At 74.1% G+C, this 24,301-nt stretch carries 20 protein-coding genes; 13 read left to right on the top strand and 7 right to left on the bottom strand.

The window, feature by feature from the left end; all coding sequences use genetic code 11:
* Positions 1–46: 46 nt before the first annotated feature.
* Positions 47–1,243 carry an AI-2E family transporter gene (locus tag ACFV4N_RS18200; RefSeq protein WP_499673706.1) on the top strand — a complete coding sequence of 399 codons (1,197 nt, stop codon included), beginning with the start codon at positions 47–49 and terminating at the stop codon, positions 1,241–1,243.
* A gap of 3 nt (positions 1,244–1,246) precedes the next feature.
* On the opposite strand, the gene ACFV4N_RS18195 is transcribed toward ACFV4N_RS18200, so the two are convergent.
* Positions 1,247–2,443 (bottom strand): GGDEF domain-containing protein, encoded by a 1,197-nt coding sequence (locus tag ACFV4N_RS18195; RefSeq protein WP_499673705.1) that lies wholly within the window; start codon positions 2,441–2,443, stop codon positions 1,247–1,249.
* 155 nt (positions 2,444–2,598) lie between these two features.
* Here ACFV4N_RS18195 and macS point away from each other — a divergent pair, with 155 nt between their 5' ends.
* The 6 genes from macS (at position 2,599) to ACFV4N_RS18165 (ending at position 8,823) form a co-directional block, all read left to right on the top strand.
* Positions 2,599–3,741, top strand: coding sequence for a MacS family sensor histidine kinase (gene macS / locus ACFV4N_RS18190; protein ID WP_499673704.1), 1,143 nt, complete (start codon positions 2,599–2,601; stop codon positions 3,739–3,741).
* The gene (locus ACFV4N_RS18185; RefSeq protein WP_499673703.1) at positions 3,738–4,391 is read left to right on the top strand and encodes a response regulator; all 654 of its coding nucleotides are present in this window, start codon (positions 3,738–3,740) and stop codon (positions 4,389–4,391) included. The genes macS and ACFV4N_RS18185 overlap by 4 nt, the downstream gene beginning before the upstream one ends.
* A gap of 4 nt (positions 4,392–4,395) precedes the next feature.
* A complete protein-coding gene (locus ACFV4N_RS18180) occupies positions 4,396–5,037 on the top strand; it encodes a DUF1707 SHOCT-like domain-containing protein (protein ID WP_499673702.1) in 642 nt (213 codons plus the stop codon).
* 64 nt (positions 5,038–5,101) lie between these two features.
* Complete coding sequence (locus tag ACFV4N_RS18175) at positions 5,102–6,565, top strand: SDR family oxidoreductase (RefSeq protein ID WP_499673701.1); 1,464 nt, start codon at positions 5,102–5,104, stop codon at positions 6,563–6,565.
* Positions 6,566–6,601: 36 nt separating this feature from the next.
* Positions 6,602–7,636: an L-threonine 3-dehydrogenase gene (tdh, locus tag ACFV4N_RS18170; RefSeq protein ID WP_499673700.1), complete on the top strand. Its 1,035-nt coding sequence runs from the start codon at positions 6,602–6,604 to the stop codon at positions 7,634–7,636.
* Positions 7,636–8,823 carry a glycine C-acetyltransferase gene (locus ACFV4N_RS18165; protein WP_499673699.1) on the top strand — a complete coding sequence of 396 codons (1,188 nt, stop codon included), beginning with the start codon at positions 7,636–7,638 and terminating at the stop codon, positions 8,821–8,823. Before tdh ends, ACFV4N_RS18165 begins: the two co-directional genes overlap by 1 nt.
* Here ACFV4N_RS18165 and ACFV4N_RS18160 read toward each other — a convergent pair.
* Positions 8,820–9,038, bottom strand: coding sequence for a hypothetical protein (locus ACFV4N_RS18160; RefSeq protein ID WP_499673698.1), 219 nt, complete (start codon positions 9,036–9,038; stop codon positions 8,820–8,822). The genes ACFV4N_RS18165 and ACFV4N_RS18160 overlap by 4 nt on opposite strands.
* 51 nt (positions 9,039–9,089) lie before the next feature.
* Between ACFV4N_RS18160 and ACFV4N_RS18155 the strand changes: the two genes are divergently transcribed.
* The gene (locus ACFV4N_RS18155; RefSeq protein ID WP_499673697.1) at positions 9,090–10,028 is read left to right on the top strand and encodes a LysR family transcriptional regulator; all 939 of its coding nucleotides are present in this window, start codon (positions 9,090–9,092) and stop codon (positions 10,026–10,028) included.
* 6 nt (positions 10,029–10,034) lie between these two features.
* Here ACFV4N_RS18155 and ACFV4N_RS18150 read toward each other — a convergent pair whose 3' ends face one another.
* From ACFV4N_RS18150 to ACFV4N_RS18140, 3 genes are all read right to left on the bottom strand, one after another.
* Positions 10,035–11,666 (bottom strand): phosphoenolpyruvate--protein phosphotransferase, encoded by a 1,632-nt coding sequence (locus ACFV4N_RS18150; RefSeq protein ID WP_499673696.1) that lies wholly within the window; start codon positions 11,664–11,666, stop codon positions 10,035–10,037.
* Between the two features lie 174 nt (positions 11,667–11,840).
* Positions 11,841–12,407 (bottom strand): phosphotransferase family protein, encoded by a 567-nt coding sequence (locus ACFV4N_RS18145; RefSeq protein WP_499673695.1) that lies wholly within the window; start codon positions 12,405–12,407, stop codon positions 11,841–11,843.
* A 31-nt stretch (positions 12,408–12,438) separates the two neighbouring features.
* On the bottom strand, positions 12,439–13,296 hold the full coding sequence (locus ACFV4N_RS18140) for a ribokinase (RefSeq protein WP_499673710.1): 858 nt from the start codon (positions 13,294–13,296) through the stop codon (positions 12,439–12,441).
* A gap of 113 nt (positions 13,297–13,409) precedes the next feature.
* On the opposite strand from ACFV4N_RS18140, the gene ACFV4N_RS18135 reads away from it, so the two are divergent.
* Both ACFV4N_RS18135 and ACFV4N_RS18130 read left to right on the top strand, forming a co-directional pair.
* On the top strand, positions 13,410–15,557 hold the full coding sequence (locus ACFV4N_RS18135) for a DUF2339 domain-containing protein (protein ID WP_499673694.1): 2,148 nt from the start codon (positions 13,410–13,412) through the stop codon (positions 15,555–15,557).
* A gap of 315 nt (positions 15,558–15,872) precedes the next feature.
* The gene (locus ACFV4N_RS18130) at positions 15,873–16,874 is read left to right on the top strand and encodes a cytochrome D1 domain-containing protein (RefSeq protein WP_499673693.1); all 1,002 of its coding nucleotides are present in this window, start codon (positions 15,873–15,875) and stop codon (positions 16,872–16,874) included.
* On the opposite strand, the gene ACFV4N_RS18125 is transcribed toward ACFV4N_RS18130, so the two are convergent.
* Positions 16,871–18,976: an MMPL family transporter gene (locus tag ACFV4N_RS18125; protein WP_499673692.1), complete on the bottom strand. Its 2,106-nt coding sequence runs from the start codon at positions 18,974–18,976 to the stop codon at positions 16,871–16,873. The two genes, ACFV4N_RS18130 and ACFV4N_RS18125, sit on opposite strands and share 4 nt — an antisense overlap.
* Positions 18,977–19,099: 123 nt before the next feature.
* Here ACFV4N_RS18125 and ACFV4N_RS18120 point away from each other — a divergent pair, with 123 nt between their 5' ends.
* Together ACFV4N_RS18120 and ACFV4N_RS18115 are read left to right on the top strand one after the other, a co-directional pair.
* The gene (locus ACFV4N_RS18120) at positions 19,100–19,843 is read left to right on the top strand and encodes a TetR/AcrR family transcriptional regulator (protein WP_499673691.1); all 744 of its coding nucleotides are present in this window, start codon (positions 19,100–19,102) and stop codon (positions 19,841–19,843) included.
* Between the two features lie 179 nt (positions 19,844–20,022).
* Positions 20,023–20,607: a hypothetical protein gene (locus tag ACFV4N_RS18115; protein ID WP_499673690.1), complete on the top strand. Its 585-nt coding sequence runs from the start codon at positions 20,023–20,025 to the stop codon at positions 20,605–20,607.
* A 101-nt stretch (positions 20,608–20,708) separates the two neighbouring features.
* Here the strand turns inward: ACFV4N_RS18115 and leuS are convergent, their stop codons facing one another.
* Positions 20,709–23,507, bottom strand: coding sequence for a leucine--tRNA ligase (gene leuS, locus ACFV4N_RS18110; protein WP_499673689.1), 2,799 nt, complete (start codon positions 23,505–23,507; stop codon positions 20,709–20,711).
* 233 nt (positions 23,508–23,740) lie between these two features.
* Here leuS and ACFV4N_RS18105 point away from each other — a divergent pair, with 233 nt between their 5' ends.
* Positions 23,741–24,148: an SdpI family protein gene (locus ACFV4N_RS18105; protein WP_499673688.1), complete on the top strand. Its 408-nt coding sequence runs from the start codon at positions 23,741–23,743 to the stop codon at positions 24,146–24,148.
* The last annotated feature ends 153 nt before the right edge of the window (positions 24,149–24,301 follow it).

The raw sequence follows: 24,301 nt of genomic DNA, 5'->3' as shown, positions 1-24,301 counted from the left end.
GGCTCGTCGTCACCCAGCGCTACCCGAACGGGGCTAACGTGATCGTGTGACGGGGAGAGAGCTGGACAGCAGGGTGCCGCCGTTGCTGCGCGTGAGCGCGGCACTGGGCTGGCGGTTCGTGGTGGTGGTCGCCGCGCTCTACGTGGTGGCGCAGGTGGTGGGCTTCCTGGCGTCGGTGGTCATCCCGGTCGGCATCGCCCTGCTGTTGGCGGCGCTGCTCTCGCCCGCCGTCTCCCAGCTGAGCCAGGCGGGCGTGCCGCGCGGCGTGTCCACCGGCCTGGTGCTGGTCAGCGGCCTCGCGGTGGTGGGCGGCGTGCTCACGTTCGTGATCACGGAGTTCTCCAAGGGCCTGCCCCAGCTCCAAGACCAGGTGAGCGCGAGCCTGGACACCATCCGCGACTGGCTGCGCGACGGGCCGCTGCACCTGAGCGACGTGCAGCTCCAGCAGTACCTGGACGACGTGGTCAAGACGGTCCAGGAGAACCAGGGCGAGATCACCTCGGGCGCGCTGACCACGGCGGCGACCCTCGGCGAGATCCTGACCGGCCTGGTGCTGGCCCTGTTCACGCTCATCTTCTTCCTGCACGACGGCGACGGGATCTGGCGGTTCCTGGTCCGGATCGTGCCGCGCGACGTGCGCGCCCGGGCGGACGTGGCGGGTCGGCGCGGGTTCGCCTCGCTGGTGTCCTACGTGCGGGCGACCGCGCTGGTGGCCGTGGTCGACGCGGTCGGCGTGGGCATCGGCCTGTGGTTCGTGGGCGTGCCGCTGGTGGTGCCGCTGGCGGCGCTGGTGTTCCTCGGCGCGTTCATCCCGATCGTCGGCGCGGTGGTCACCGGCGCGGTGGCGGTGCTGGTGGCGCTGGTGGCCAACGGACCGGTGGAGGCGCTGATCATCCTGGGCGTGCTGATCGGCGTGATGCAGCTGGAGAGCCACGTGCTCCAGCCGCTGCTGCTGGGCCGCGCGGTGAAGCTGCACCCGCTGGCGGTGGTGCTGGCGATCGCCGCCGGGTTGGTGGTCAGCGGCATCGCGGGCGCGCTGCTGGCGGTGCCGCTGCTGGCGGTGCTGAACTCGGGCATCCGGTCGCTGCTGTCGGAGTCGGACAAGGACGTGGAACCGCGGCAGGTGGACGTGCACGAGCCGCAGGAGAGCGGCGCGGTGGACACGGCCGGCGACCGGGTGGAGGACCTCGGGGGCAGGGAGCGCCCGGACCCGGGCCACAGCGGCAGGAACAGGAAGAGGTAAGGACTAGGCCATCTCGACCAGGTTGCGGCCGTAGCCCTTGGCCGACAGCAGCGCGGCGTCCGCGGCCACCAGCAGGTCGGGCAGCTCGTAGCCGAAGCGCTGGGTGGTGGCCACGCCGATGCTCACGGTCAGGCCGGTGAGCAGGTGCTCCCGCCCGTGCGTGTCGACCGTGGGCACGGCCAGGTCGGCCACGGCGTGCCGGACCCGCTGGGCGACCGAGCGGGCGATGGCCGGTTCGGCGTCGGTCAGCATCACGACGAACTCCTCGCCGCCGAAGCGGCCCACCAGGTCGCCGCTGCGCACCGTGCCGGTCAGCAGCAGCGCCACGGCGCTCAGGGCCGAGTCGCCCGCCAGGTGCCCGACCTCGTCGTTGACCCGCTTGAAGTGGTCGAGGTCGAGCAGCATCACGGCCATCGGCCGGTTGCGGGCGCGGGCCTTGGCCAGTTCGGCTCGGGCGCGGGCGTCCCAGTGCACGGCGTTGGCCAGGCCGGTCTTGGCGTCGCGCTGCGCCGACCTGCGCCACTGCGGGAGCTGGGCCGCGCGTTCGAGCAGGGCCAGCGGCGGGCCGGCCATCAGGGCGTGCACCGGGTTGGTGACGGCGACGAGGCCCATCAGGCCGCCGATGCTGACCGCGACGACGCCGAGGACCACGTCGATCGGCTCGCCGACGACCTCCTCGCCGCGGGCGCGCGGGGTGCGCAGCTTGAGGCCGATCGCGATCACGCCCGCGTGCACCACGAGCAGCACGGTCGCGCCGAGCACCATCCGGCCCAGGTCGAGGTCGGGCCGCTCCCAGCCGATGGCGTACCGGGCGGCGAACACCGCGAGCGCGCTCGCGGACAGGGTGAACACCCAGCGGTGCGACTCGGGGCGCGAGGACAGCACGGCGTGCAGGGCGGGCCCGAACAGCAGCAGGACCAGCAGGTTGCACGGCAGCGCCACCGCGCCCGCGGTCAGGTAGCACAGGTGCGCGGCCCACGGGTTGCGCTCGGTCTCGCCCAACCGGTGGCTGTGGATCGAGCTGCCGATGATGACCGCGCCCGCGGTGGCGGCGATGACCGCGAACCGGCCGACCTCGGCGGGTCCGGGCTGCGGCGAGGACGCGATGACGTGGACCACGAGCGCCAGCGCGCAGGCGTCCACGAGCAGCCAGTAGGCCAGGGCGGACCGCCTCAACGTCCACAGTGGCCAGTGGCGCACGCCGGGCCCTCCCTCGCCACGCGGAGTCGATGGGCGCGATCACACCCAGTAACCCCCGCCAGCTTTTCACAGATGTCATCTGTGGAACAGACGGCCACCTGGGGGTTAGCTGCGCCACTCCGACACGGCAAGATTGGCGTCGAAGGGAGCACACCGTGCACACGAAGCCATCCGACCAGGGGACCTCCACCACGGAGGACCCGGTCGCCCACCTCTGGCGAGGAACGGTCGCGCTACGCATAGTGACGTTCCTGTTCGCCGTGGGCACCACGGCGGTGCACCGCGACGACTACGACCGGGAGTGGCTGGCCTGGTCGGCGGTCGCGGTGATGTTCGCCTGGTCGGTGTTCGCCGTCCGCGCCTACAGCCGCGAGGAGGGCCGGCGGCCCTGGGTCGTGGTCGCGGACGTGGTGGTGGCGTGCGGGCTGATGTCCCTGTCGCCGCTGATCATGACCGACGAGCAGTTCCTGCTCGACGCGCCGCTGATCACCACGATCTGGGCGTGCAACCCGGTGGTGGCGACGGCCGCGCTGGGCGGGCAGCTCGCGGGCGCCCTGTCGGGGCTCCTGGTCGGGCTGATCACCTACCTCAACCGCGGCGCGATCAGCGTGGACGTGGTGCGGGACGTGGTGCTGCTGACCGGCGCGGGCCTGGTGATCGGCATGGCGTCGGCCACGGCGCGCCGCTCGGCGGTGCGGCTGGCGCAGGCGCTGCGCGCCGAGGCCGCCACGGCCGAGCGCGAGCGGCTCGCCCGCTCCATCCACGACGGCGTGCTCCAGGTGCTCGCGCGGGTGCGCAAGCGCGGCAACGAGCTGGGCGGCGAGGCCGCGGAGCTGGCGCGGCTGGCCGGCGAGCAGGAGGTCGCGCTGCGGTCCCTGGTGGCCGCCGCGCCGGGCGAGTCCACCGTGGACGGCGACGCGGACCTGCGGCCCGCGCTCCAGCTCCTGGCCACGTCGCGCGTGCAGGTGTCCACACCGGCCACCCGGGTGATGCTGCCCGCGGCGACGGTGTCCGAGCTGGCCGCGGTGGTGCGCGAGGCGCTGTCCAACGTGGACAAGCACGCGGGCCCGGACGCCAAGGCGTGGGTGCTGCTGGAGGACCTGGGCGAGGAGGTCGTGGTGAGCGTCCGCGACGACGGGCCCGGCATCCCCGAGGGCCGGCTGGACTCGGCCGAGGCGGAGGGCCGGATGGGGGTCGCCAAGTCGATCCGGGGTCGGGTGGAGGACCTGCGTGGGACCCTGGAGCTCCAGACCGGGCCGGGGGAGGGCACCGAGTGGGAAGTGCGGGTTCACCGATGAGCGTGTCCGTGATGGTGGTGGACGACCACCCCATGTGGCGCGACGGCGTCGCGCGGGACCTGGCCGAGCGCGGCTTCGAGGTCGTGGCGACCGCGGGCGACGCGGCGTCGGCGGTGCGCATCGCGCGGGCCGTGCGGCCCGACGTGGTGCTGATGGACCTCAACCTGGGCGGCTCCACGGGGGTGGAGGCGACCACGCTGATCACCGGCTCGCTGTCGGGCACGCGGGTGCTGGTGCTGTCGGCCAGCGGCGAGCACAGCGACGTGCTGGAGGCGGTGAAGGCCGGCGCGTCCGGCTACCTGGTGAAGTCGGCCTCGGCCGAGGAGCTGGTGGACGCGGTGAGCCGGACCGCCGCGGGCGACGCGGTGTTCACGCCTGGCCTGGCCGGGCTGGTGCTCGGCGAGTACCGGCGGATGGCCGCGGCGCCGGACGAGCAGGACAAGCCGCAGCTGACCGAGCGGGAGACCGAGGTCCTGCGGCTGGTGGCCAAGGGGCTGACCGCGCGGCAGATCGCCACCCGGCTGGTCATCTCGCACCGCACGGTCGAGAACCACGTGCAGTCGACCCTGCGCAAGCTCCAACTGCACAACCGCGTCGAGCTGGCGCGGTACGCGATCGAGCACGGGCTCGACGTCGAACCGGAGGGCTGAAGCCATGACCGAACCCGCCCAGCAGGGTCTAGCCCAGCATGATCTTGCCCAGCAGGGTCTTGCCCAGAGTGGTCCGATCCAGGCCGACCCGCGGAACTTCCGGGTGTCGGACGCGGAGCGCGAGCACGTGGTCGAGCTGCTGCAGAAGGCGATCGGGCGCGGCCTGATCACGCTCGACGAGTTCACCGAGCGCACCGACACGGCGCTGGCGGCCAAGACCAGGGCCCAGCTCAACGCGGTGCTGGTCGACCTGCCCGGTGTCGTGAACCGCGAGCAGGTCGTGCCGGTGCGCGACCGGCAGGAGCTGAAGGCCACCATGTCGACGGTCAACCGCAAGGGCCGGTGGTCGGTGCCGCGGCGGCTGGTCGTGCACAACCGGCTGGGCTCGACGGACCTGGACTTCCGGGAGGCCTCCATCCCGCACGCGGTGGTGGACATCGAGCTGGACGTGACGGCCGGGTCGGTGAAGCTGGTGCTGCCCGAGGGCGCCACGGTGGACGCGGACGGCGTCGAGCTGGCGGCGAGCAACCTGAAGGACAAGGTCGGCACGGGCGCGAACGGCCGGCCGCACTTCGTGGTGCACGGGCACGTGCGGGCGGGCAACGTGGAGATCAAGAAGAAGACCCGCTGGTTCCGCCACGCGTGACCCCACCCGCCACGGGTGACCCGCCCGTCGTGCGGGACGGCGCCGTTCGCCCCAGGATCGGGTCATGCGCTGCCTCGTGACCGGAGCGACCGGCTACCTCGGCGGGCGGCTCGTGCCGCGGCTGCTCGCCGAGGGGCACGAGGTCCGCTGCCTGGTCCGCGACCCCGGCAAGCTGCGCGACGTGCCCTGGGTGGACCGGGTGGAGGTGGTGCGCGGCGACGTGCTGGACCCGGCCTCGCTGGAGCCCGCCGTGCGCGGCGTGGACGTGGTGCACTACCTCGTCCACTCGCTGAACGACCCCGACTTCGCCGACGCCGACCGCCGGGCCGCGGAGAACACCGCCCGCGCCGCCGCGGTGGCGGGGGTCCGGCGGATCGTCTACCTGGGCGGCCTGCACCCGCCCGGGGTGCGGCTCTCGCCCCACCTGGCCTCCCGCAAGGAGGTCGGGGACGTGTTCCTGCGCGGCCCGGTGCCCGCCGCCGTGCTCCAGGCCGCGGTGATCATCGGGTCCGGGTCGGCGAGCTTCGAGATGCTGCGCTACCTGACCGAGCGCCTGCCGGTCATGGTCACGCCCCGGTGGGTGCACAACCGGATCCAGCCGATCGCGGTCCGCGACGTGCTGCGGTACCTGGTCGGGGCGGTGGGGCTGCCCGCCGACGTGAACCGGACCTTCGACGTCGGCGGCCCGGACGTGCTCACCTACCTCGACATGATGAAGCGGTACGCGCGGGTCGCCGGCCTGCGCCCGCGCCGGGTGCTGCCGGTGCCGCTGCTCACCCCGCACCTGTCGTCGCACTGGGTGAACCTGATCACGCCGGTGCCGAGGTCGATCGCCGCGCCGCTGATCGAGTCGCTGGTGCACGAGGTCGTGTGCCGGGAGCGCGACATCGAGGACCTGCTGCCGGGCCCGACGACCGGCTACGACGAGGCCGTCGCCCTGGCGCTGGCCAGGATCAGGGACGCGGACGTGGAGACGCGCTGGTCGGGCGCCTCGGTGCCGGGCGCGCCGTCGGACCCGCTGCCGTCGGACCCGGGCTGGTCCGGCGGGTCGTCCTACCTCGACGTGCGGGAGCGGTCGACCCCGGCGCCGCCCGAGCGGCTGTGGGAGGTGGTGGAGGGCATCGGCGGCGAGCACGGCTGGTACTCGTTCCCGCTGGCCTGGGCGGTGCGCGGGTGGCTGGACCGGCTGGTCGGCGGTGTCGGCCTGCGGCGCGGGCGGCGCGACCCGCGGCGGCTGCACGTCGGCGAGGCGCTGGACTGGTGGCGCGTCGAGGAGGTCGAACGGGGCCGGCTGCTGCGGCTGCGCGCCGAGATGCGGGTGCCCGGCCTGGCGTGGCTGGAGCTCCAGGTGCTGCCCGGCCGCGCCGGCGGCTCGACCTACCGGCAGCGGGCGGTGTTCGTGCCGCGCGGCCTGGCCGGGCACGCGTACTGGTGGCTGGTGTGGCCGTTCCACGGGCTGGTGTTCGGCGGCATGGTCCGCAACATCACCAGTGAAGCGGAACTTACGAGTGAATTCAGAAAGTCCTGATGGACCGCACCACCGGCCGGCGGCAGACTGCGCGCCATGAAAGCACTGGTCAAGGCAACAGCCGGGCCTGGCCTCTCCCTGACCGACGTGCCGGACCCCACCCCTGGTCCGGGTGACGTCGTCGTCCGCGTGCTGCGCACCGGCATCTGCGGCACCGACCTGCACATCGACTCCTGGGACGACTGGGCCGCCCACAACATCCACGCGCCGCTCGTGCTCGGGCACGAGTTCGTCGGCGAGGTCGTCGAGACCGGCGCCGCGGTGACCGGCGTGGCGGTCGGCGACCTGGTCAGCGGCGAGGGCCACCTGGTCTGCGGCACGTGCCGCAACTGCAAGGCGGGCCGGCGGCACCTGTGCGCCAACACCCGCGGCCTGGGCGTGCACCGGGACGGCGCGTTCGCCCAGTACGTGGTGCTGCCCGAGGAGAACGCGTGGGTGCACCGGGCGCCCGTGGACCTGGACGTGGCGGCGATCTTCGACCCGTTCGGCAACGCCGTGCACACCGCGCTGTCGTTCCCGGTCATCGGCGAGGACGTGCTGATCACGGGCGCGGGCCCGATCGGCGTCATGGCCGCGGCCGTGGCCAAGCACGCGGGCGCGCGCAACGTGGTGATCACCGACGTGAGCGAGCCCCGGCTGGAGCTGGCCCGCGAGGTCGGCGTCGACCTCGCCCTCAACGTCGCCGAGCGCACCATCTCCGAGGCGCAGTCCGAGCTGGGCATGTCCGAGGGCTTCGACGTGGGCATGGAGATGTCCGGCAAGCCGATCGCCCTCCAGGAGATGATCGGCAATATGGCCCACGGCGGCCGGATCGCGATGCTCGGCCTGCCCGCCGGGGAGTTCCCGGTGGACTGGGGCGCCGTGGTGTTGAAGATGCTCCAGATCAAGGGCATCTACGGCCGCGAGATGTTCGAGACCTGGTACTCGATGTCGGTGCTGCTCCAGCGCGGCCTGGACCTGTCGCCGGTGATCACGCACCGGTTCGACTACACGTCGTTCGACAAGGCGTTCGCCACGGCGCGCGAGGGCAAGTGCGGCAAGGTCATCCTCGACTGGACGGGAGCCCACTGATGTACGGCGCGATGCGCGAGGACCTGCGGACCGGCCTGGACGAGATCCGCGCGGCGGGCCTCTACAAGGCGGAGCGGGTGATCTCCAGCCCCCAGGACGCCGCCGTGCGCGTGGGCGGCGGCGCCGAGGTGCTGAACTTCTGCGCCAACAACTACCTGGGCCTGGCCGACCACCCCCGGCTGGTCGGGGCGGCGCGGGACGCGCTGGACCGGTGGGGCTTCGGCATGGCGTCGGTCCGGTTCATCTGCGGCACGCAGGAACCGCACAAGGAGCTGGAGCGCAAGCTGTCGGAGTTCCTGGGCACCGACGACACGATCCTCTACAGCTCGTGCTTCGACGCCAACGGCGGCCTGTTCGAGACGCTGCTCGGCGCGGAGGACGCGGTCATCTCCGACGAGCTGAACCACGCGTCGATCATCGACGGGGTGCGGCTGTCCAAGGCCCGCCGGTACCGCTACAAGAACCGGGACGTGGACGACCTGGAGCGGCAGCTCAAGGACGCCGCCGACGCCCGCTACCGGATGATCGCCACCGACGGCGTGTTCTCCATGGACGGCTACCTGGCGCCGCTGGACGAGATCTGCGACCTGGCCGACCGGTACGACGCGCTGGTCATGGTGGACGACTCGCACGCGGTGGGCTTCACCGGCCCGACCGGCCGCGGCACGCCCGAGCTGTTCGGCGTCCAGGACCGGGTCGACGTCGTCACCGGCACGCTCGGCAAGGCGCTGGGCGGCGCGAGCGGCGGCTACACGTCCGGTCGGGCGGAGATCGTGGAGATGCTGCGGCAGCGGTCGCGGCCGTACCTGTTCTCCAACTCGCTGGCCCCGGCCGTCACGGCCGCCGCGATCGCCGCGCTGGACCTGCTGGAGTCGTCCGGCGAGCTGCTGGAGCGGCTGCGCGAGAACACCGCGCTGTTCCGGTCGCGGATGACCGCGGAGGGCTTCGACCTGCTGCCGGGCGAGCACCCGATCATCCCGGTGATGATCGGCGACGCGGCGGAGGCGACGCGCATGGCCGACCTGCTGCTGGAGCAGGGCGTCTACGTGATCGGCTTCTCCTACCCGGTGGTGCCGCACGGCAGGGCGCGCATCCGCACCCAGATGTCGGCGGCCCACTCGACCGACGACGTGAACCGGGCCGTGGACGCCTTCGTGGCCGCCCGCGAGCGGATGGGCGCGAGCTAGGACCCGCCCCCGGGCCCGGCCGACCCGCGCGGTCGGTCGGGCCCGGGGCCGCCCAGGAAGGACCCGAGCAGCAGCGAGATCACCACCATCGAGGTGATGGCCGAGCCGTTCACGCTGAAGGAGCCCTCGCGGAGGCTGGGCAGGGCGAAGCCGAGCACGAGCACGCCTGAGGCGCAGGCCGTGGCGATGATCCGGAACTTCCTCTTCCCGTCCACCGATCCCGGGTACCCGCTGCGCCGCCCCGCCACCCCGACGAGGATGTCCCGGTGATCGACCCACGACGGCTGCGGGTGCTGCGCGCGCTCGCCGACCACGGCACGGTGACGGCGGCGGGCCGGGCGCTGCACCTCACGCCGTCCGCGGTGTCGCAGCAGCTGGCCGCGCTGGAGTCGGAGGTGGGTCACGCGCTGCTGCGCCGCCGGGGCCGCCGGGTGTCGCTGACGGCGGCCGGCGAGCTGCTGGTGGGGCACGCCAACGCGGTGGCGGCCGAGCTGGAGCGGGCGCGGGCGACGCTGGCGGCGTTCGCGGCGGGGACGACCGGTCGGGTGGAGGTCGGCAGCTTCGCGTCGGCGATCACGCAGGTCGTGGCGCCGGCGCTGGCGGCGCTGCGGGTGCGCGCGCCGGGCGTGGCGCTGCGGGTGCGGGACGTGGAGGGCCACGCCAGCGTGCCGCTGCTGCTGGACGGCGAGATCGACCTGGCGATCACCGAGGGGTACCGGCTGCGCGCGGACGACCGGAGGCTGACCCGGTTCCCGCTCTACACCGAGCCGTTCGACGTGGTGCTGCCCGCGGGGCACCGGTTGGCGTGCGCGGACGAGGTGGACCTCGCGGACCTGGCGGACGAGGACTGGGTGGCCACGCTGCCCGGGAACCCGGTGCGCGACGTCGTCGAGCTGGCCTGCTCGCAGGCCGGGTTCGCGCCGCGCATCACGCACACGTCCGACGACTTCCGGGCCATCGGGGCGCTGGTGCGCGCGGGGGCGGGGGTGGCGCTGGTGCCGCGCAACGCGCTGCGCGGCGACCTCGTGCGGTGCGAGCCGGGGCGGGGCGGGGCCGGCGACGGGGTGCGCGGCGTGCCGGTCCGGGGCGCGGCCCCGCTGCGCCGGGTGGTGGCGGCGGTGCGGCGGGGCAGCGCGGACCACCCGCTGATCGGGCTGGTGCGCGACGCCCTGGTCGAGGCGTGCCACCCCGCCGGCGGGAGGTGACCCGGGTCAGTGGGGCGCGCGGGCGGCGAGCTTCGCCGCCGCCGGGTCGGCCGCGTTGAGCGCGCCCCGGGCCGCGAGCTGGCACAGGTCGAAGCTGGTCGTGGCCAGTTTCGCGCCCACGGCCGCCAGCGCGGTGTGGTTCATCGACAGGCTGGTCGCGCCCAGCCCGGTCAGCACGCACGCCAGCAGCGGGTCGGAGGCCGCCTCGCCGCAGACGCCCAGCGGCTTGCCCGCGGCCGTGGCCGCGGCGCCGACCAGCTCGACCAGGCGCAGCAGCGCCGGCTGCCACGGGTCGTTCAGCGCCGCCACCGCGCCCACCTGCCGGTCGGCGGCGAACAGGTACTGGGCCAGGTCGTTGGTGCCCAGGGACACGAAGTCGACGACGGCGAAGATCTCGCGCGCCACCAGGGCCGCCGCCGGGATCTCGATCATCACGCCGGCCCGGGGGATGCCCGCCGCCCGCGCGCGTTCGACGAACCACGCGGCCTCGGCGGCGGTGGCGACCATCGGCGCCATGACCGAGACGTCGGCCCCGGTGTCCGCGGCGGCCAGGGCGATGGCCTCGAGCTGGCGCTCCAGCACCTCGGGCCGGTCGAAGGCGACGCGCAGGCCGCGCACGCCCAGCGCCGGGTTGGGCTCGGGGTCGGGTTCGAGGAACGCGAGCGGCTTGTCGGCGCCCGCGTCCAGGGTGCGCACCACGACCGGCTTGCCCTCGAACGGCGCGAGCACCGCCCCGTACGCCTCGCGCTGGTCCTCCACCGACGGCTCGGCCGACGCGGACAGGAAGCAGAACTCGGTGCGGAACAGGCCGACGCCCTCCGCGCCGCCCGCGGCGGCCGCCACGGCGTCGGCGGGCGAGCCCACGTTGCCCAGCACCTTCACCCGGTGCCCGTCGCGCAGCACGCCGATCCCGTTCCACTCCGCGCGCCCGGCCACGTGCGCCGCGAGCACCGTGCCGTCGGACACCTGCACCACGCCGCTGTCGCCGTCCACGAGGAGGGCGGGCGCGCCCAGGTCGAGCACGCCCCGGCACGCCACCACGGCCGGGATGCCGAGCGACCGGGCCAGGATCGCGGTGTGCGAGGTGGGACCGCCCTCCTCGGTGACGAGCGCGAGCACCTTGGCTGGGTCGAGGCCCGCGGTGTCGGCGGGCGCGAGGTCGCGGGCCACCAGGACGGACGGCTCGGCGAGCGCGGGCACGCCCGGTTCCGGCACCCCGAGCAGCTCGGCGACCAGCCGGTCCCGCACGTCGCGCACGTCGCGGGCGCGCTCGGCCATGTAGCCGCCGGCGGCCTCCAGCGCGGAGATGAACCCGGCGGCGGCCTGGTGCACGGCACGCGCGGCGGGCAGCGACTCGGCGGTCACCAGGTTCTCGGCCTGCGACAGCAGCGCCGGGTCGGCGGCCATCGCGGCGGTGGTCTCCAGCACGGCCTTGGCGTCGCCGGTGGCGGACGCCGCCCGCTCCTCCAACCGCCGCACCACGACGTCCGCGGCGGGCCGGATGCGCGCGGCCTCGGTCGCGGGGTCGGTCGGTGCCGGCCCGGCGGGCGGCTCACCCAGGGGTTCGGCCACCAGGACCACGGGCCCGGAAGCCCGACCGGAACTCACCCCGACACCGCTGCGGCGCACGCTCGACATGGTCTAGACCATACCTTTCGGCTGGACGTGGCGTAAGCACGAGCCAACGCCATCCGGCCGCCGCCCGCTACCCCAACCCCACTACGAGACCCGACCCGGCCGCCACCCGGGCCGCAGCCGCCGTCTCACCGCCGCCCGCGCCCGTCCCGCCCCAGCCCCGCCGCCTCGGCCACCTCACCCCAACCGCTGCCGCAACCACCGCAGCGCCGGTCGCCCCTGCGCCGCCTGGAACGGCCGCAGCGTCGGCAGTCCCGGCGGCGCGGGTTGGAGCGACCGGTGCGCGAAGTAGCCGGTGATCGCCGCGACCACCGAGGTGACCGCGTCCGGGTCGGCGTCGCGGGCGAGCGGCGAGGTCCGCCACACCTCCTGCGGCTCGGGCCCGCCCTGCATCGCCACGCTGGGCAGCATCAGGACCAGGTCCACCCACGGCGCACCGGCCGCCGCGCCCGTCCAGTCGACGAACACCACGTCACCCGAAGAGGTCAGCAGCGCGTTGTCGGCCCGCAGGTCGGCGTGCACCAGCGACGTCCCGGCGGTCGCGGCGGCCCACCGCGACTCCAGTTCGACCAGCTCGTCCAGCCGGTCCAGCGCCCACGGGTCGACGCCCGGCGCCGGGTCCGCCGCCAGCCGCGCCCACCCGGAGAACTCGTCGGGTTCGTCGCCGATGCCCGCCTCCACCGCCGCGCGGACGTGCCCGGGCACCTCCGCCCACGTCAACCGGTTGCCACCGCTGCCTTCCACACCCGGATGATCCCGACTCACCGGCCGGGGCTCACCCGGATTTCCGCACCCGGTCCAGCGTCGGGTAGGACGGCTGCGCGCCGGCCGCCGTCACCGAGAGGGCCGCGACCCGGGCGGCGAACCGTGCGGCGTCGGGCAGCGGCTCGCCGTCGGCCAGGCCGGCCGCCAGCGCGCCCGCGAACGCGTCGCCCGCGCCGGTGGTGTCCACGACCGACACCTCGGGCGCTTCCACCTCGGTCACCCCTCCGGGCGTGACGACGAGCGCGCCCCGCGCGCCCAGGGTGACCACGGCGGACTTCGGGCCCAGCGCGAGCAGGCCCTCCGGCGAACCCGCCAGCGCCGCCGCCTCGTGCTCGTTGACGATGAGCGGGTCCAGCAGCGCCAACGTCGCCGGCGGGACCTCCACCACGGGGGACAGGTTGAGCACCGGCCGCACCCCGCGCCCGGCGGCCGCCTCGACCGCGCGCGCCACCGTGCCCACGGGCACCTCCAGCGAGCAGACGAGGACTGAGACGTCGTCCCAGGTCAGCGCGTCCACGTCGGAGTCGCCCACGTCGGAGTTCGCGCCGGGCGCGACCACGATCGAGTTCTCGCCGTCCGGGGTGACGGTGATGTAGGCGAGGCCGGTCGGGCGGGTGGAGGTGCGCAGCAGGTCGGTGCGGACGCCCGCGGACGCCAGCGAGTCGCGCAGCAGGTCGCCGTACTGGTCGGCGCCCACCGCCCCGACGAACGCGACCCGGGCCCCGAGCCGCGCGGCGGCGACGGCGGTGTTCGCGCCCTTGCCGCCGGGCAGGACGACCGTGTCGCCCCCGAGCACGGTCTCGCCCGCGCCGGGGCGGTGGGGCACGGGGACCACGAGGTCGGCGTTGGCCGAGCCGAGCACGAGCACCGTCACCCCTCGCACTCTGCCAGGCCCGGAGGGTGGTGGTGTGACCGGTTCGGTACGCGACCTGAGTAGAGGTACGGATGCCGGATACACCGATCGGGAGCGACCCTGCTCACATGACAGGTATCGGACAGGACCCCCTCGTACGGCTGGCGGACGAGCTGAGCGACCTGGGCCGCCGCCTGGAGGTCGTGGGACGGGAGCTGCACCGGGTCGGCGGCGCCCGCACTCCCGAGCCGATCCCCACCGCGGCCGACTCGCCCACCCGCACCGCCCCGACCAACCCGGTCACCGGCAACCCGACCACCGGCAACCCGATCACCGGCAGCCAGGCCCCCGGCAGCCAGGCCACTGATCGCCAGGCCGCCGGCAGCCAGGCCACTGATCGGCTCGCCGAACCGGGCGCCTCCTCGCGCCCCACCACCGGCCCGGACCCGGCCCAGCCCCAGGCCCACGCGCAGACGCAGGCCCCGGCCCAGCCCCACACCCCGGCTCCGGCGCAGCCCCACACCCCGGCCCAGCCCCACACCCAGGCGCAGGCGCAGCCCCACGCCCCTGCCCCGGCGTCCGCCCCTGCCCCGCCCCCGGCCACCCGACCGGGCACCTCCGCCCAACCGGGGCCGACCACCCCGGGCCCGTTCACCGCCCCCGCCGCCCCGCCGCCGCCCTTCAACCCCGGCCACCCGAACCAGGGCTGGGGCGCACCGCCCCCCACCTGGACCCCGCCGCCACCGCGCCCCTCCCTCCTCGACCGCCTCGGCCAGGACGGCGCGGGCAGCAAGCTCCTCGCCTGGGTCGGCGGCGCGGTCACCCTCCTGGGCGTCGTCCTCCTCCTGGTCCTCGCGGTCCAGCGCGGCTACCTCGGCCCGCTGCCCCGCGTCCTGGGCGGCGCGGCGCTCGGCCTGGTCCTGGTCGCGACCGGCCTCCGCCTGCACCGCGCCCCCGCCAACCGCACGGGCGCGTTCGCCCTGGCCGCCACCGGCATCGCGGTCCTCTACCTCGACGTCATCGCCGCCACCTCGATCTACGAGTACCTGCCCGCGGGCGGCGGCCTGGTGGCCGGGCTGGTCATCGCGGGCGGCGGACTGCTCCTCGCCCTGCGCTGGGACTCGTCGGTGCTGGCCATCGGCACGGTGGCCGCGTGCGCCGCCTGCGCGCCCGTCCTGACCTCGGGCTTCACCCCGCTGCTGGTCGCGTTCCTGCTGGTCCTGAAGATCGCCGCGAGCCCGGTCCACCTCAAGCGCGACTGGCCGTGGCTCGCGGTCGCGGCCGGGGTGCCGCCGCTGCTCGCCGTGGTCCTGTGCCTGGGCCGCCCGGAGGACCAGCGCACCCTCGCCGCGATCGCCCTGGTGGCCGCCGCGGTCGGGGTGGCCTCGGCCGTGCTGACCGCGCGGGTCCGCCCCGGTGACGCGACGGCGGTCGGCCTGGCGGTCGGCTCGCCGATGCCCGCCCTGCTGACCACCGCCGTCCTGGACCGGGGTCCGGCCGCGGGTGTGGCCGGTGCCGTCGCGGTGGTGATGGTCGCCGTGTGGGCCGTCGGGCGCCGGGCGCTGCCGGTGAACTTCACGGCCGGCGCGGGCGCGGTCGGGGTGTTCGCGGCCTTCCTGGCGACCGCGCTGGCCCTGGACGGCAGCGCGCGCGCCGCGGTCGTCCTGGCCGAGGCGCTGGTCCTGGCGTTCCTGGCCAGGGTGCTGCCCTCCCGCGGCCCGCTCCTCGGCGCGGGCGCGTTCGGCGCGATCGGCCTGCTGCTCGCGCTGGAGCAGGCGGTGCCGCCGCGGCTGCTGCTCGACGTGCCGCGCCACCCCGACACGCCGGGCTTCCTGGTCGCGGGCATGTTGACCGCGCTGGTCCTGGGCGTGCTGGCGGTGGTGCTGCCGTGGTTCGCCGCCGACCTGGGCGTGCTCGACCGCCGCCCGCTCCCGTGGGTCGTCGCGGGTGTGGTGCTGCTGTACGCGGCGGCCGGGGTGGTGCTGTGCGCGGCCCTGCTGGTGTCGCAGGACGTGACCGGTTTCCTCTTCGGTCACACGATCGTGACGGTGTCGTGGACGGTGGCCGCGCTGGTGCTGCTGGTGCGGGGCATCGACCGCAGGTCGCTGCGGGTGGCCGGGTTGGTGCTGGTGGGGGCGGCGGTGGCGAAGCTGCTGCTGTTCGACCTGGCCGCGCTGGACGGGATCGCGCGCGTGCTGGCGTTCATCGGCGCGGGCCTGGTGCTCCTGACGGCGGGCACCCGTTACGCCAAGCTGGTGGCGACCAGGGGGAAGTAAAGCTATTTCGGGTTGTTTCGCCGTGCCGCGGAGCCAAATCCCGGCCGGCTGCGTCAACCTGGTGTAGTTCTCTACGTCGTCGGGGCACGACCACCGGTGCGCGAGCACCGGCAGGGGTCCGGCGTCGGTCGTTTCGCCCCCCGAGCGACCGGCGCCGGGCGCACGGCCGCACGCGGTTCCCCGCTGCCGCCCGTCCCGCCGTCGCGGGCGGCAGCGCACCCGCGAGGGCCGGGTGGACCACCCGAACCGGCGCAAATATCACCTGCACGTGTCTCCCGAGTGGAGGCGAGCGTGCGGTGGTGTTCCCATCCGACCATGTGGGGACGACGACGCACCGCTGCCACCGGCACCGCCGCCCTCCTGCTCGCCGCCGCGCTCTCCGCGGGTCAGCCGCTCTCCCGGGTCGTCACCGTCGCCGACACCACCGCGCCGCGCGCGTACGTGGTCACGCAGGCGGGCAGGCTCCAGGTCCTGGACACCTCCGACGGCACGGTCCTCGGCACGGCCGCCACCGGGGGCCGGACCACCGGCGCGGCGGTGGACCGGGACGGGCGCCGGGTCTACGTCGTCCACGGCTGGTCCGGCACGGTCACCGCGGTCGACCCGGCCTCGGGCGAGGTCGTCGGCCGCCTCCACGCCGGCGCGCCGCTGGCCCACGCGGTGCTGCGCCCGGACGGCGAGCGGCTCTACGTCAGCGGCAGCGGCAGCGTCGCGGTGGTGGACCCGGTGGCGTTCCGCGTGGTCGCCGCGGTGGAGGTCGGCGGTCAGCCGCTCGGCCTCGCGGTGTCGCCGGACGGGCGTCACCTGTACGTGGCCAACGCCCAGGACGGCACGGTCCGCGTGCTCGACACCGCGGCCGCGACCCCGGAGGCCACCGTCCAGGTCGGCGGCCTGCCGCAGCACGTGGCGGTCAGCCCGCGCGGCGACGCCCTGTACGTCAGCTCGCTGGACCTGGGGCGGGGGACCGGCACGGTGTCGATGGTCGACCCGTTCACCGCGCGCGTGGTGTGGTCCACGCCGGTCGGCCGGGGCGCGGGGACCATCGCGGTCACCCCGGACGGCAGGCGGGTCTACGTCGCGCTCGACCGGTCGGTCGCGGTCGTCGACACGGCCACCCGCACCTCCCGGAGCCTGCCGTTCGCGGCGCGGTCGCTGGCCATCCCGCCGGGCGACCGCCGCGTCTTCCTCGCCACCGGCAGGACCGCGACCGTGCTGGACAGCGCGGACGACGAGGTGCTGGCGACGTTCCAGCTCAGCGCCCTGAACGACGACGACCCCGGCTCGCGCGCCGAGGCCGTCGCCTTCGAGGTGGGCTAGGCGGGTTGCGGCACCTTCCCCCCGTCCTTCGCCGGCGCCTCGTCGTGGATGGCCAGGCGCTCCTGGATGCGCCGCAGCGGTCCGGGCGCCCACCAGGCGGCGTCGCCGAGCAGCTTGAGCACGGCGGGCACGAGCAGCACCCGCACCACGGTGGCGTCCAGCGCCAGGGCGAGGATCATGCCGACGCCGACGAACCGCATCATGGTGATCTGCGAGAACGCGAACGCGCCGGTCACCACGATCAGCAGCAGCGCGGCCGCGGTGATCACCCGGCCGGTCTTGGCCAGGCCCGCGCTCACCGCCTCCTCGGTGGACGCGCCGCGCCCGCGCGCCTCGACCATCCGGGACAGCAGGAACACCTCGTAGTCGGTGGACAGGCCGAACACGACGGCCGCCATCAGCACCACGATGCCGGACTCCAGGGGCGCGGGCGTCACGCCGAGCAGCGAGGCGCCGTGGCCCTCCTGGAACACCCACACGAGCACGCCGAACGTGGCGGACAGGCTGAGCGCGCTCATCACCACGGCCTTGATCGGCAGCAGCACGGACCCGAACGCGAGGAACATCAGCACGAACGTGGCGCCGACGAGCAGCGCGACCATCCACGGCAGCCGGTCGGCGATCGCGTCGAGGCTGTCGGAGACCATCGCCGTGCTGCCGCCGACCAGCACCTCGTCACCGGGCCCGTCGAGCGCCCGCACGTCCCGCAGCGCCTGCTTGGACCGGTCGCTCAGCGCGTCCTGCTCCAGGCCCGCGTTGATCAGCCACGTCCCGTTGGCCGGTTCGGCGGCGAGCTGCGCCTCGCCCACCCCCGGCACCTCGCCCACCTCGGCCGCGAACCGCTGCACGTCGGCCGCCGCCGGATCGCCGGTGACCACGATCTTCAGCCCGGAGTTGGACAGCGCGGCGAAGTCGGTGTTGATGGACTCGGCGGCGACGCGCACCGGGTTGCCCTCGGGCAGCACCTTCTCGGTGACCTCGCCGAACTTGACGTTCAGGAACGGCGCGCCGAGCGCGAGCAGCACCACCACGATCGGCAGCGCGAACAGCACCGGGCGCTTCATCACGCGGCCGGCCAGCCGCCGCCACCCGGCCTCGGACGGGACCTTGTCCTTGCGCCACGGCAGGGCGAGCTTGTCCACGCGGTGGCCGAGCACGCCCAGCAGCGCGGGCAGCAGGGTCAGCGAGACCAGGGCGGCGATGGCGACCGCGGACATGCCGCCGTAGCTCAGCGACTTCAGGAAGCCGTGCGGGAACAGCAGCAGGCCGGCCAGGGCGATCACGAGCAGGGTGGCGGAGAACAGCACGGTGCGCCCCGCGGACATGACCGTGCGGCGGACGGCGTCGGGCGTGGCGCGGCCGGCGGCCAGCTCCTCGCGGAACCGGCCGACCATGAACAGGCCGTAGTCGATGGCCATGCCGAGGCCGAGCAGGCTGGCCACGTTGACCGCGAACGAGTTGACGTCCGCGCCGTAGGAGACCGCGTGCAGCACGCCGAGCGAGCCGAGGATCGCCAGGCCGCCGACCAGCACCGGCAGCGAGGCGGCGACCAGGCCGCCGAAGATGACCACGAGCAGCAGCAGGACGATCGGCAGCGACACGGCCTCGGCCTTGGTGAGGTCGGAGGCGGACATGTCGTTGATGGCCTTCTGCGTCGGCACGAGGCCGCCGACGTGGCTGTCGACGCCGTCGACGGTGAGCTGCCGGGCGATCCGGTCGTACTGCTTGATCTGCTCGTTCGAGTCGCCGGAGCGGAGCGTGATCACGGCGAGCGCCTTGTCGCCGGCCGGCGACGGGATCGGCGGCTGCGCCCTGAGCACGGCGTCGTCGGGCAGCTCGGCGAGCCGCGCGCCGATCTCCCGGAGCCGGGCCGGGTCGGCGGTGCCGTAGACCACGAGCACGTCACCGCCCTGGCGGCCGAACGCGTCCTGGGCGACCTGGTTGGCCCGCGCGGCCTCGCTGTCCGGGGCCTCGTACCCGCCCTGGCCGAGCTTGTCGAACACCCCCAGGCCCCAGACGCCGCCGACCACGGCGAGCAGCACCGTCGAGATCAGCACCACCCAGCGGCGGCGGTACGCCAGCGATCCCCACTTCGCGAACACGCGTCCTCCCAGGCTGATGGGCTAACGTGGCGTGAATGGCGTGAAATCCGTAAACACCGTTCACTAAGCAGGCCTGGAAGCTATACCCCGGTGAACACCGTTTACAACCCGATCAGGTGACATATGACCGAGGCCACCCGCCGAGAGCGGCTGCGCGCCGAAACGGAGCGCGACATCCGCCGTCAGGCCCGTGCCCTGCTCGTGGAACGCGGGCGGGACGCTGTGACGCTCCGTGCCATCGCCCGGGAACTCGGCATCACCGCGCCCGCGCTGTACCGGTACTACGACTCGCGCGAGGACCTGCTGCTCAAGCTCGCCGACGACATCTGCACCGACCTGGCCACCGAGCTGGACGCCGGCCTGCGCGACCTGCCCCCGGACGACGTGGCCGCGCAGGTCTACGCGGTGTGCCGGGGCTTCCGGCGCTGGGCGCTGGGGCACCCGCAGGAGTTCGCGCTGGTGTTCGCCTCGACCGAGGCGAGGATCGGGTCGTGCGAGGCCGGCGCGGCGGGCCAGGTGGGCGACCAGTTCGGCCGGGTGTTCCTCCAGGTCGCCGGGAAGCTCATCGCGGCGCACCCGCTGACCCCGGAGGTCGCCGAGGACGTCCCCGCCGAGCTGCACGCCGACCTGGCGGCGTTCCGGCAGGTGCTGGCGGCCACGGTCCACGAGCAGGGGGTGGAGGTGGACGAGAGCGCGCTGACGCTCGGCGCGGTCCACCGGATCGCCCAGTCCTGGGTGCGCCTGTACGGGCACGTGGCCCTGGAGGTGTTCGGTCGCTTCCCGTTCGCGGTGGCCAACCCGGGACCCCTGTTCGACTCCATGCTGGCCGACCTGCTGGGCGACATGGGTCTCCCTCCGCAACGGTGAGCTGCGACTTCCGGGCACACCTGCTGGTCCGTTCGAGGGCTTTTCCCCGTTCGGGCGCAACCGGACCGCGGGGAACGGGGTTGCATGGGGCGTCCGAACGACCTGAACGACCCCGGGGCGGGATCATCGTGGGCTCGAACAAGGGATCCGGCGGCGGAGGGGTCGCCTTAGTCGCCGCGGTGCTGGTCGTCCTCGCCGGGGCAGGCGGGGCGGGCGGCGCCGCGTTGAACTCGGGCGCGGGCGGCGCCGGTGGCGTCGCGCCCGTGACCAGCATCGGCGTGCTCAAGTGGGACGCCAAGCGATCGGCCCGCGGCGGCGACACCGAGGGCGCGATGCGGCACCTGGGCGTGCGCGTGGAGAAGCAGGCGCTCAAGCAGGAGCCGGACTGCCTGGAGAACTCGTTCGGCCGGGTCAAGGACTTCTTCGCGCGTCACCCGTGCACGGCGCTGGACCGGCTGCTGCTGGCCGTGGGCGACGGCGCGGGCAACGCCTCGGTGGTGTCGGTGGCCTGGGTGACCTTCCCCGGCCGCAACCAGGCGCGGCAGTTCGACCGGGTGATCGGCGCGGAGGGCTCGGGCGACGTGCGACCGCTCAGCACCGCGCTGACCGGCATGGCCGAGGTGTCGTTCACCGCCGCCCACTACTGGTCGGAGATCCGGGACACCACGATCGCCATCGCCGAGGCCGAACCGGCGGCCGGCACGGTCGACCCCGAGCTGCTCGACGCGTTGGCCGAGGTCGCCGCCCAGCTACCGCGACCGTGACCCCGCGACCGTGAACTCCCGGCCGTGAACTCCCGGCCGTGAACTCCCGGCCGTGACGCCGGGGGCGGACCCGACGACCCGCCCCCGACGCCCCGCGCGCCTCACAGCACGACGTTCACCAGCCGGCCCGGCACCACGATCACCTTGCGCGGCTCGCCGCCGTTCAGCAGCTCGGCCACCTTGTCCTCGGCCAGCGCCGCCGTCCTGACCTCGTCCTGCGACGCCGACGCGGCGACGACCACGCGGGCCTTCACCTTGCCGTTGACCTGGATCGGGTACTCGACGGTGTCCTCGACCAGGTACTCCTCGTCCGCCACCGGGAACGGGCCGTGGGCCAGCGACTCGGCGTGGCCCAGCTTCGCCCACAGCTCCTCGGCCACGTGCGGGCTCAGCGGCGCCAGCATCAGCGCCAGCGGCTCGGCCAGCGCGCGCGGCGCGCCACCCGGGAAGTGCTTGGTGACGTGGTTGTTCAGCTCGATCAGCTTCGCGCCCGCCGTGTTGTAGCGCAGGTTCGCGTAGTCCTCGTGCACGCCCGCGATGGTCTTGTGCAGCAGGCGCAGCGCGTCCTCGCCCGGGTCCTCGTCGGTGACGCGGGGCTCGCCCGTGTTCTCGTCGACCAGGTTGCGCCACAGCCGCTGCAGGAACCGCTGCGCGCCGACGACGTCCTTCGTCGCCCACGGCCGCGACACGTCCATCGGGCCCATCGACATCTCGTACAGCCGGAACGTGTCCGCGCCGTACTTGGCGCACATCTCGTCCGGCGTGACGACGTTCTTCAGGCTCTTGCCCATCTTGCCGTACTCGCGCCGGACCTCCTCGTCGCCGAAGAAGTACTTCCCGTCGCGCTCCTCCACCTGCTCGGCGGGCACGTAGGCGCCGCGCGCGTCGGTGTAGGCGTACGCCTCGATGTAGCCCTGGTTGAACAGCCGCCGGTACGGCTCGTCGCCGGACACGTGGCCCAGGTCGAACAGCACCTTCTGCCAGAACCGCGCGTACAGCAGGTGCAGCACCGCGTGCTCCACGCCGCCGATGTACAGGTCGACGCCGCCCGGGTCGTCCGCGCCGTGCTCGGCGGCGCGCGGGCCCAGCCAGTACCGCTCGTTCTCCGGGTTGACGAACCGCTCGTCCTCGGTCGGGTCCACGTACCGCAGCTGGTACCAGCACGAACCCGCCCAGTTGGGCATCGTGTTGGTCTCCCGGCGGTACTGCTTCGGGCCGTCGCCCAGGTCCAGCTCGACGGTCACCCACTCCTCGGCGCGCGACAGCGGCGGGGACGGCTCGGAGTTCGCGTCCTCCGGGTCGAACGTGCGCGGCGAGTAGTCGTCCACCTCCGGCAGCTCGATCGGCAGCATCGACTCCGGCACGGCCACCGGCGCGCCGTCCTCGTCGTAGACGATCGGGAACGGCTCGCCCCAGTACCGCTGCCGGGAGAACAGCCAGTCGCGCAGCTTGAACTGCACGGTGCCCTCGCCGCGGCCGCGCTCCTCCAGCCAGGCGATGACCTTCTTCTTCGCCTCGTCGACGCCCAGGCCGTCCAGGAAGCCGGAGTTGATCGCCGGGCCCTGGCCGGTGAAGGCCTCGCCGTCGAAGTCGTCCGGCGGCTGCACGGTGCGGATGATCGGCAGGTCGAAGGCCTTGGCGAAGTCCCAGTCGCGCTGGTCCTGGCCCGGCACGGCCATGATCGCGCCGGTGCCGTAGCCCATCAGCACGTAGTCCGCGACGTACACCGGCAGCGGGGAGCCGTTGACCGGGTTGGTGGCGTGGGCGCCGGTGAAGACGCCGGTCTTGTCCTTGTTCTCCTGCCGGTCCAGGTCGGACTTGCGGGACACCTCGCGCCGGTAGGCCTCGATCGCGCCGGCCCGCTCGGGCGCCGTGATGACGTCCACCAGCGGGTGCTCCGGGGCCAGCACCACGTAGGTGGCGCCGAACAGCGTGTCCGGGCGGGTGGTGAAGACCTCGATGTCGACGGGCTCCGCCCCGTCGCCCGGGACCTCGACCGCGAACCTGACCCGCGCGCCGTGGGAGCGGCCGATCCAGTTCCGCTGCATCGACTTGACCTTCTCCGGCCAGTCCAGCCGGTCCAGGTCGTCGATCAGGCGGTCGGAGTAGGCGGTGATCCGCATCATCCACTGGCGCAGGTTGCGGCGGAACACCGGGAAGTTGCCGCGCTCGCTGCGGCCGTCCGCGGTGACCTCCTCGTTCGCCAGCACGGTGCCCAGGCCGGGGCACCAGTTCACCGGCGCCTCGGACAGGTAGGCCAGGCGGTACCGGCCCAGCAGCTTCTGCCGCTCGGCGTTGGTCATGTCGGCCCACGGCTCGCCGCCGGTCTCCCGGGCGCCCGAGGCGAACTCGGCCTCCAGCTCGGCGATCGGCCGGGCCTTGCCCCGCTGCGGGTCGTACCAGGAGTTGAAGATCTGCAGGAAGATCCACTGGGTCCACTTGTAGTACGCCGGGTCGATCGTGGAGATGCGGCGGCGCTCGTCGTGGCCCAGGCCCAGCCTGCGGATCTGCCGCAGGTAGGTCTGGATGTTGTCCTCGGTGGTCTTGCGGGGGTGCTGACCGGTCTGGACGGCGTACTGCTCGGCGGGCAGGCCGAAGGCGTCGAAGCCCATCGTGTGCAGCACGTTGCGGCCGTTCATCCGGTGGTACCGGGCGAAGACGTCCGTGCCGATGAAGCCCAGCGGGTGGCCCACGTGCAGGCCGGCGCCCGACGGGTAGGGGAACATGTCCTGCACGAACAGCTTGTCCGCGGGCACCTCGCCCTGGAGCGGGCCGACCGGGTTCGGCGCGTGGAAGGTGCCTTGCTCCTCCCAGCGCTGCTGCCACCGCTGTTCGATCTCGCCCGCCAGCTCGGCGGTGTAGCGGAAGGCGGGCTTCTCGTCCGCCGCGTCGGTGCTCATCGGGATGTCCCTCTCCAACGGTAGGCCCCCTGACATGACGAAACCCCCCAGCCCTGCTCGGGCATGAGGGGTTGCCGCGCCGACCTTGCCTTGCGAGGTCTGCGCGGCTAGATAAGGAGCAGGCGGGCCTTGCTCATGCCTCCACGGTATCAGCGCGGTGCAAGCGAACTGCAACGAACCTCACGTCGGGGCTGGTGCCGGGGGGTGCGGTGGTGCGGCCTACCCTCGTCAGGGTGAACATCCTGCTGGCTGTGGTGCTGGGTCTGGTCGGTGTCGCCTTCGCGGTGGTCGGCTCCCTGGGCCTGCGCGGGCGGCTGCGCCGCAACCCCTTCGTCGGCGTGCGCACGAAGGCCGCGCTGCGCGACGACGAGGCGTTCGCGCTGGCCAACCGGGTCGCCGGGGTGCCGAACGTGGGTGCGGGCGCGGTCGCGCTGGTGTGCGGCGTGGTCGTGCTGTTCGCCCCGACGGCGGTGATCGCGGTGGTCGTGAGCCTGATCGGGCTGCTCGGCGGCGTGGCGGTGGCGGTGGCGGGCGGCCTCGTCGGCCACCGGGCGGCGGCGGCGCTGCCCGAGCCGGAACCGGCCGGCGGCTGCGGCGGCTGCGCGTGCGCCGGCGCGTGCGGCGTGCTCACCCGCGCCTGACCCCCCTGGCTACCGCGCGAGTCGTACGTCCAGGTCGACCGTGTCGTACCTCCGGGACCCCCGAGTTCAGCGCTCACGACCCCACGCCCCGGTCCCGAAACCGGAAAAAGGGGGTACAGGGCGGAACACGAGCCCGGCCCCGGCGGACGACAA

Source organism: Actinosynnema sp. NPDC059797 (assembly GCF_042732085.1).
Lineage (GTDB): Bacteria > Actinomycetota > Actinomycetes > Mycobacteriales > Pseudonocardiaceae > Actinosynnema.
The sequence above is the reverse complement of the archived record's forward strand: the minus strand, read 5'-3'. Positions and strand labels throughout refer to the sequence as shown.

Excerpts from the sequence above, each read along its gene's own strand:
- ACFV4N_RS18150 (WP_499673696.1), bottom strand. The coding sequence starts at position 11,666 with ATGTCGAGCGTGCGCCGCAGCGGTGTCGGGGTGAGTTCCGGTCGGGCT.
- ACFV4N_RS18130 (WP_499673693.1), top strand. The coding sequence starts at position 15,873 with ATGTGGGGACGACGACGCACCGCTGCCACCGGCACCGCCGCCCTCCTG.
- ACFV4N_RS18175 (WP_499673701.1), top strand. The coding sequence starts at position 5,102 with ATGCGCTGCCTCGTGACCGGAGCGACCGGCTACCTCGGCGGGCGGCTC.
- tdh (WP_499673700.1), top strand. The coding sequence starts at position 6,602 with ATGAAAGCACTGGTCAAGGCAACAGCCGGGCCTGGCCTCTCCCTGACC.
- leuS (WP_499673689.1), bottom strand. The coding sequence starts at position 23,507 with ATGAGCACCGACGCGGCGGACGAGAAGCCCGCCTTCCGCTACACCGCC.
- ACFV4N_RS18180 (WP_499673702.1), top strand. The coding sequence starts at position 4,396 with ATGACCGAACCCGCCCAGCAGGGTCTAGCCCAGCATGATCTTGCCCAG.
- ACFV4N_RS18165 (WP_499673699.1), top strand. The coding sequence starts at position 7,636 with ATGTACGGCGCGATGCGCGAGGACCTGCGGACCGGCCTGGACGAGATC.
- ACFV4N_RS18135 (WP_499673694.1), top strand. The coding sequence starts at position 13,410 with ATGACAGGTATCGGACAGGACCCCCTCGTACGGCTGGCGGACGAGCTG.
- ACFV4N_RS18185 (WP_499673703.1), top strand. The coding sequence starts at position 3,738 with ATGAGCGTGTCCGTGATGGTGGTGGACGACCACCCCATGTGGCGCGAC.
- ACFV4N_RS18120 (WP_499673691.1), top strand. The coding sequence starts at position 19,100 with ATGACCGAGGCCACCCGCCGAGAGCGGCTGCGCGCCGAAACGGAGCGC.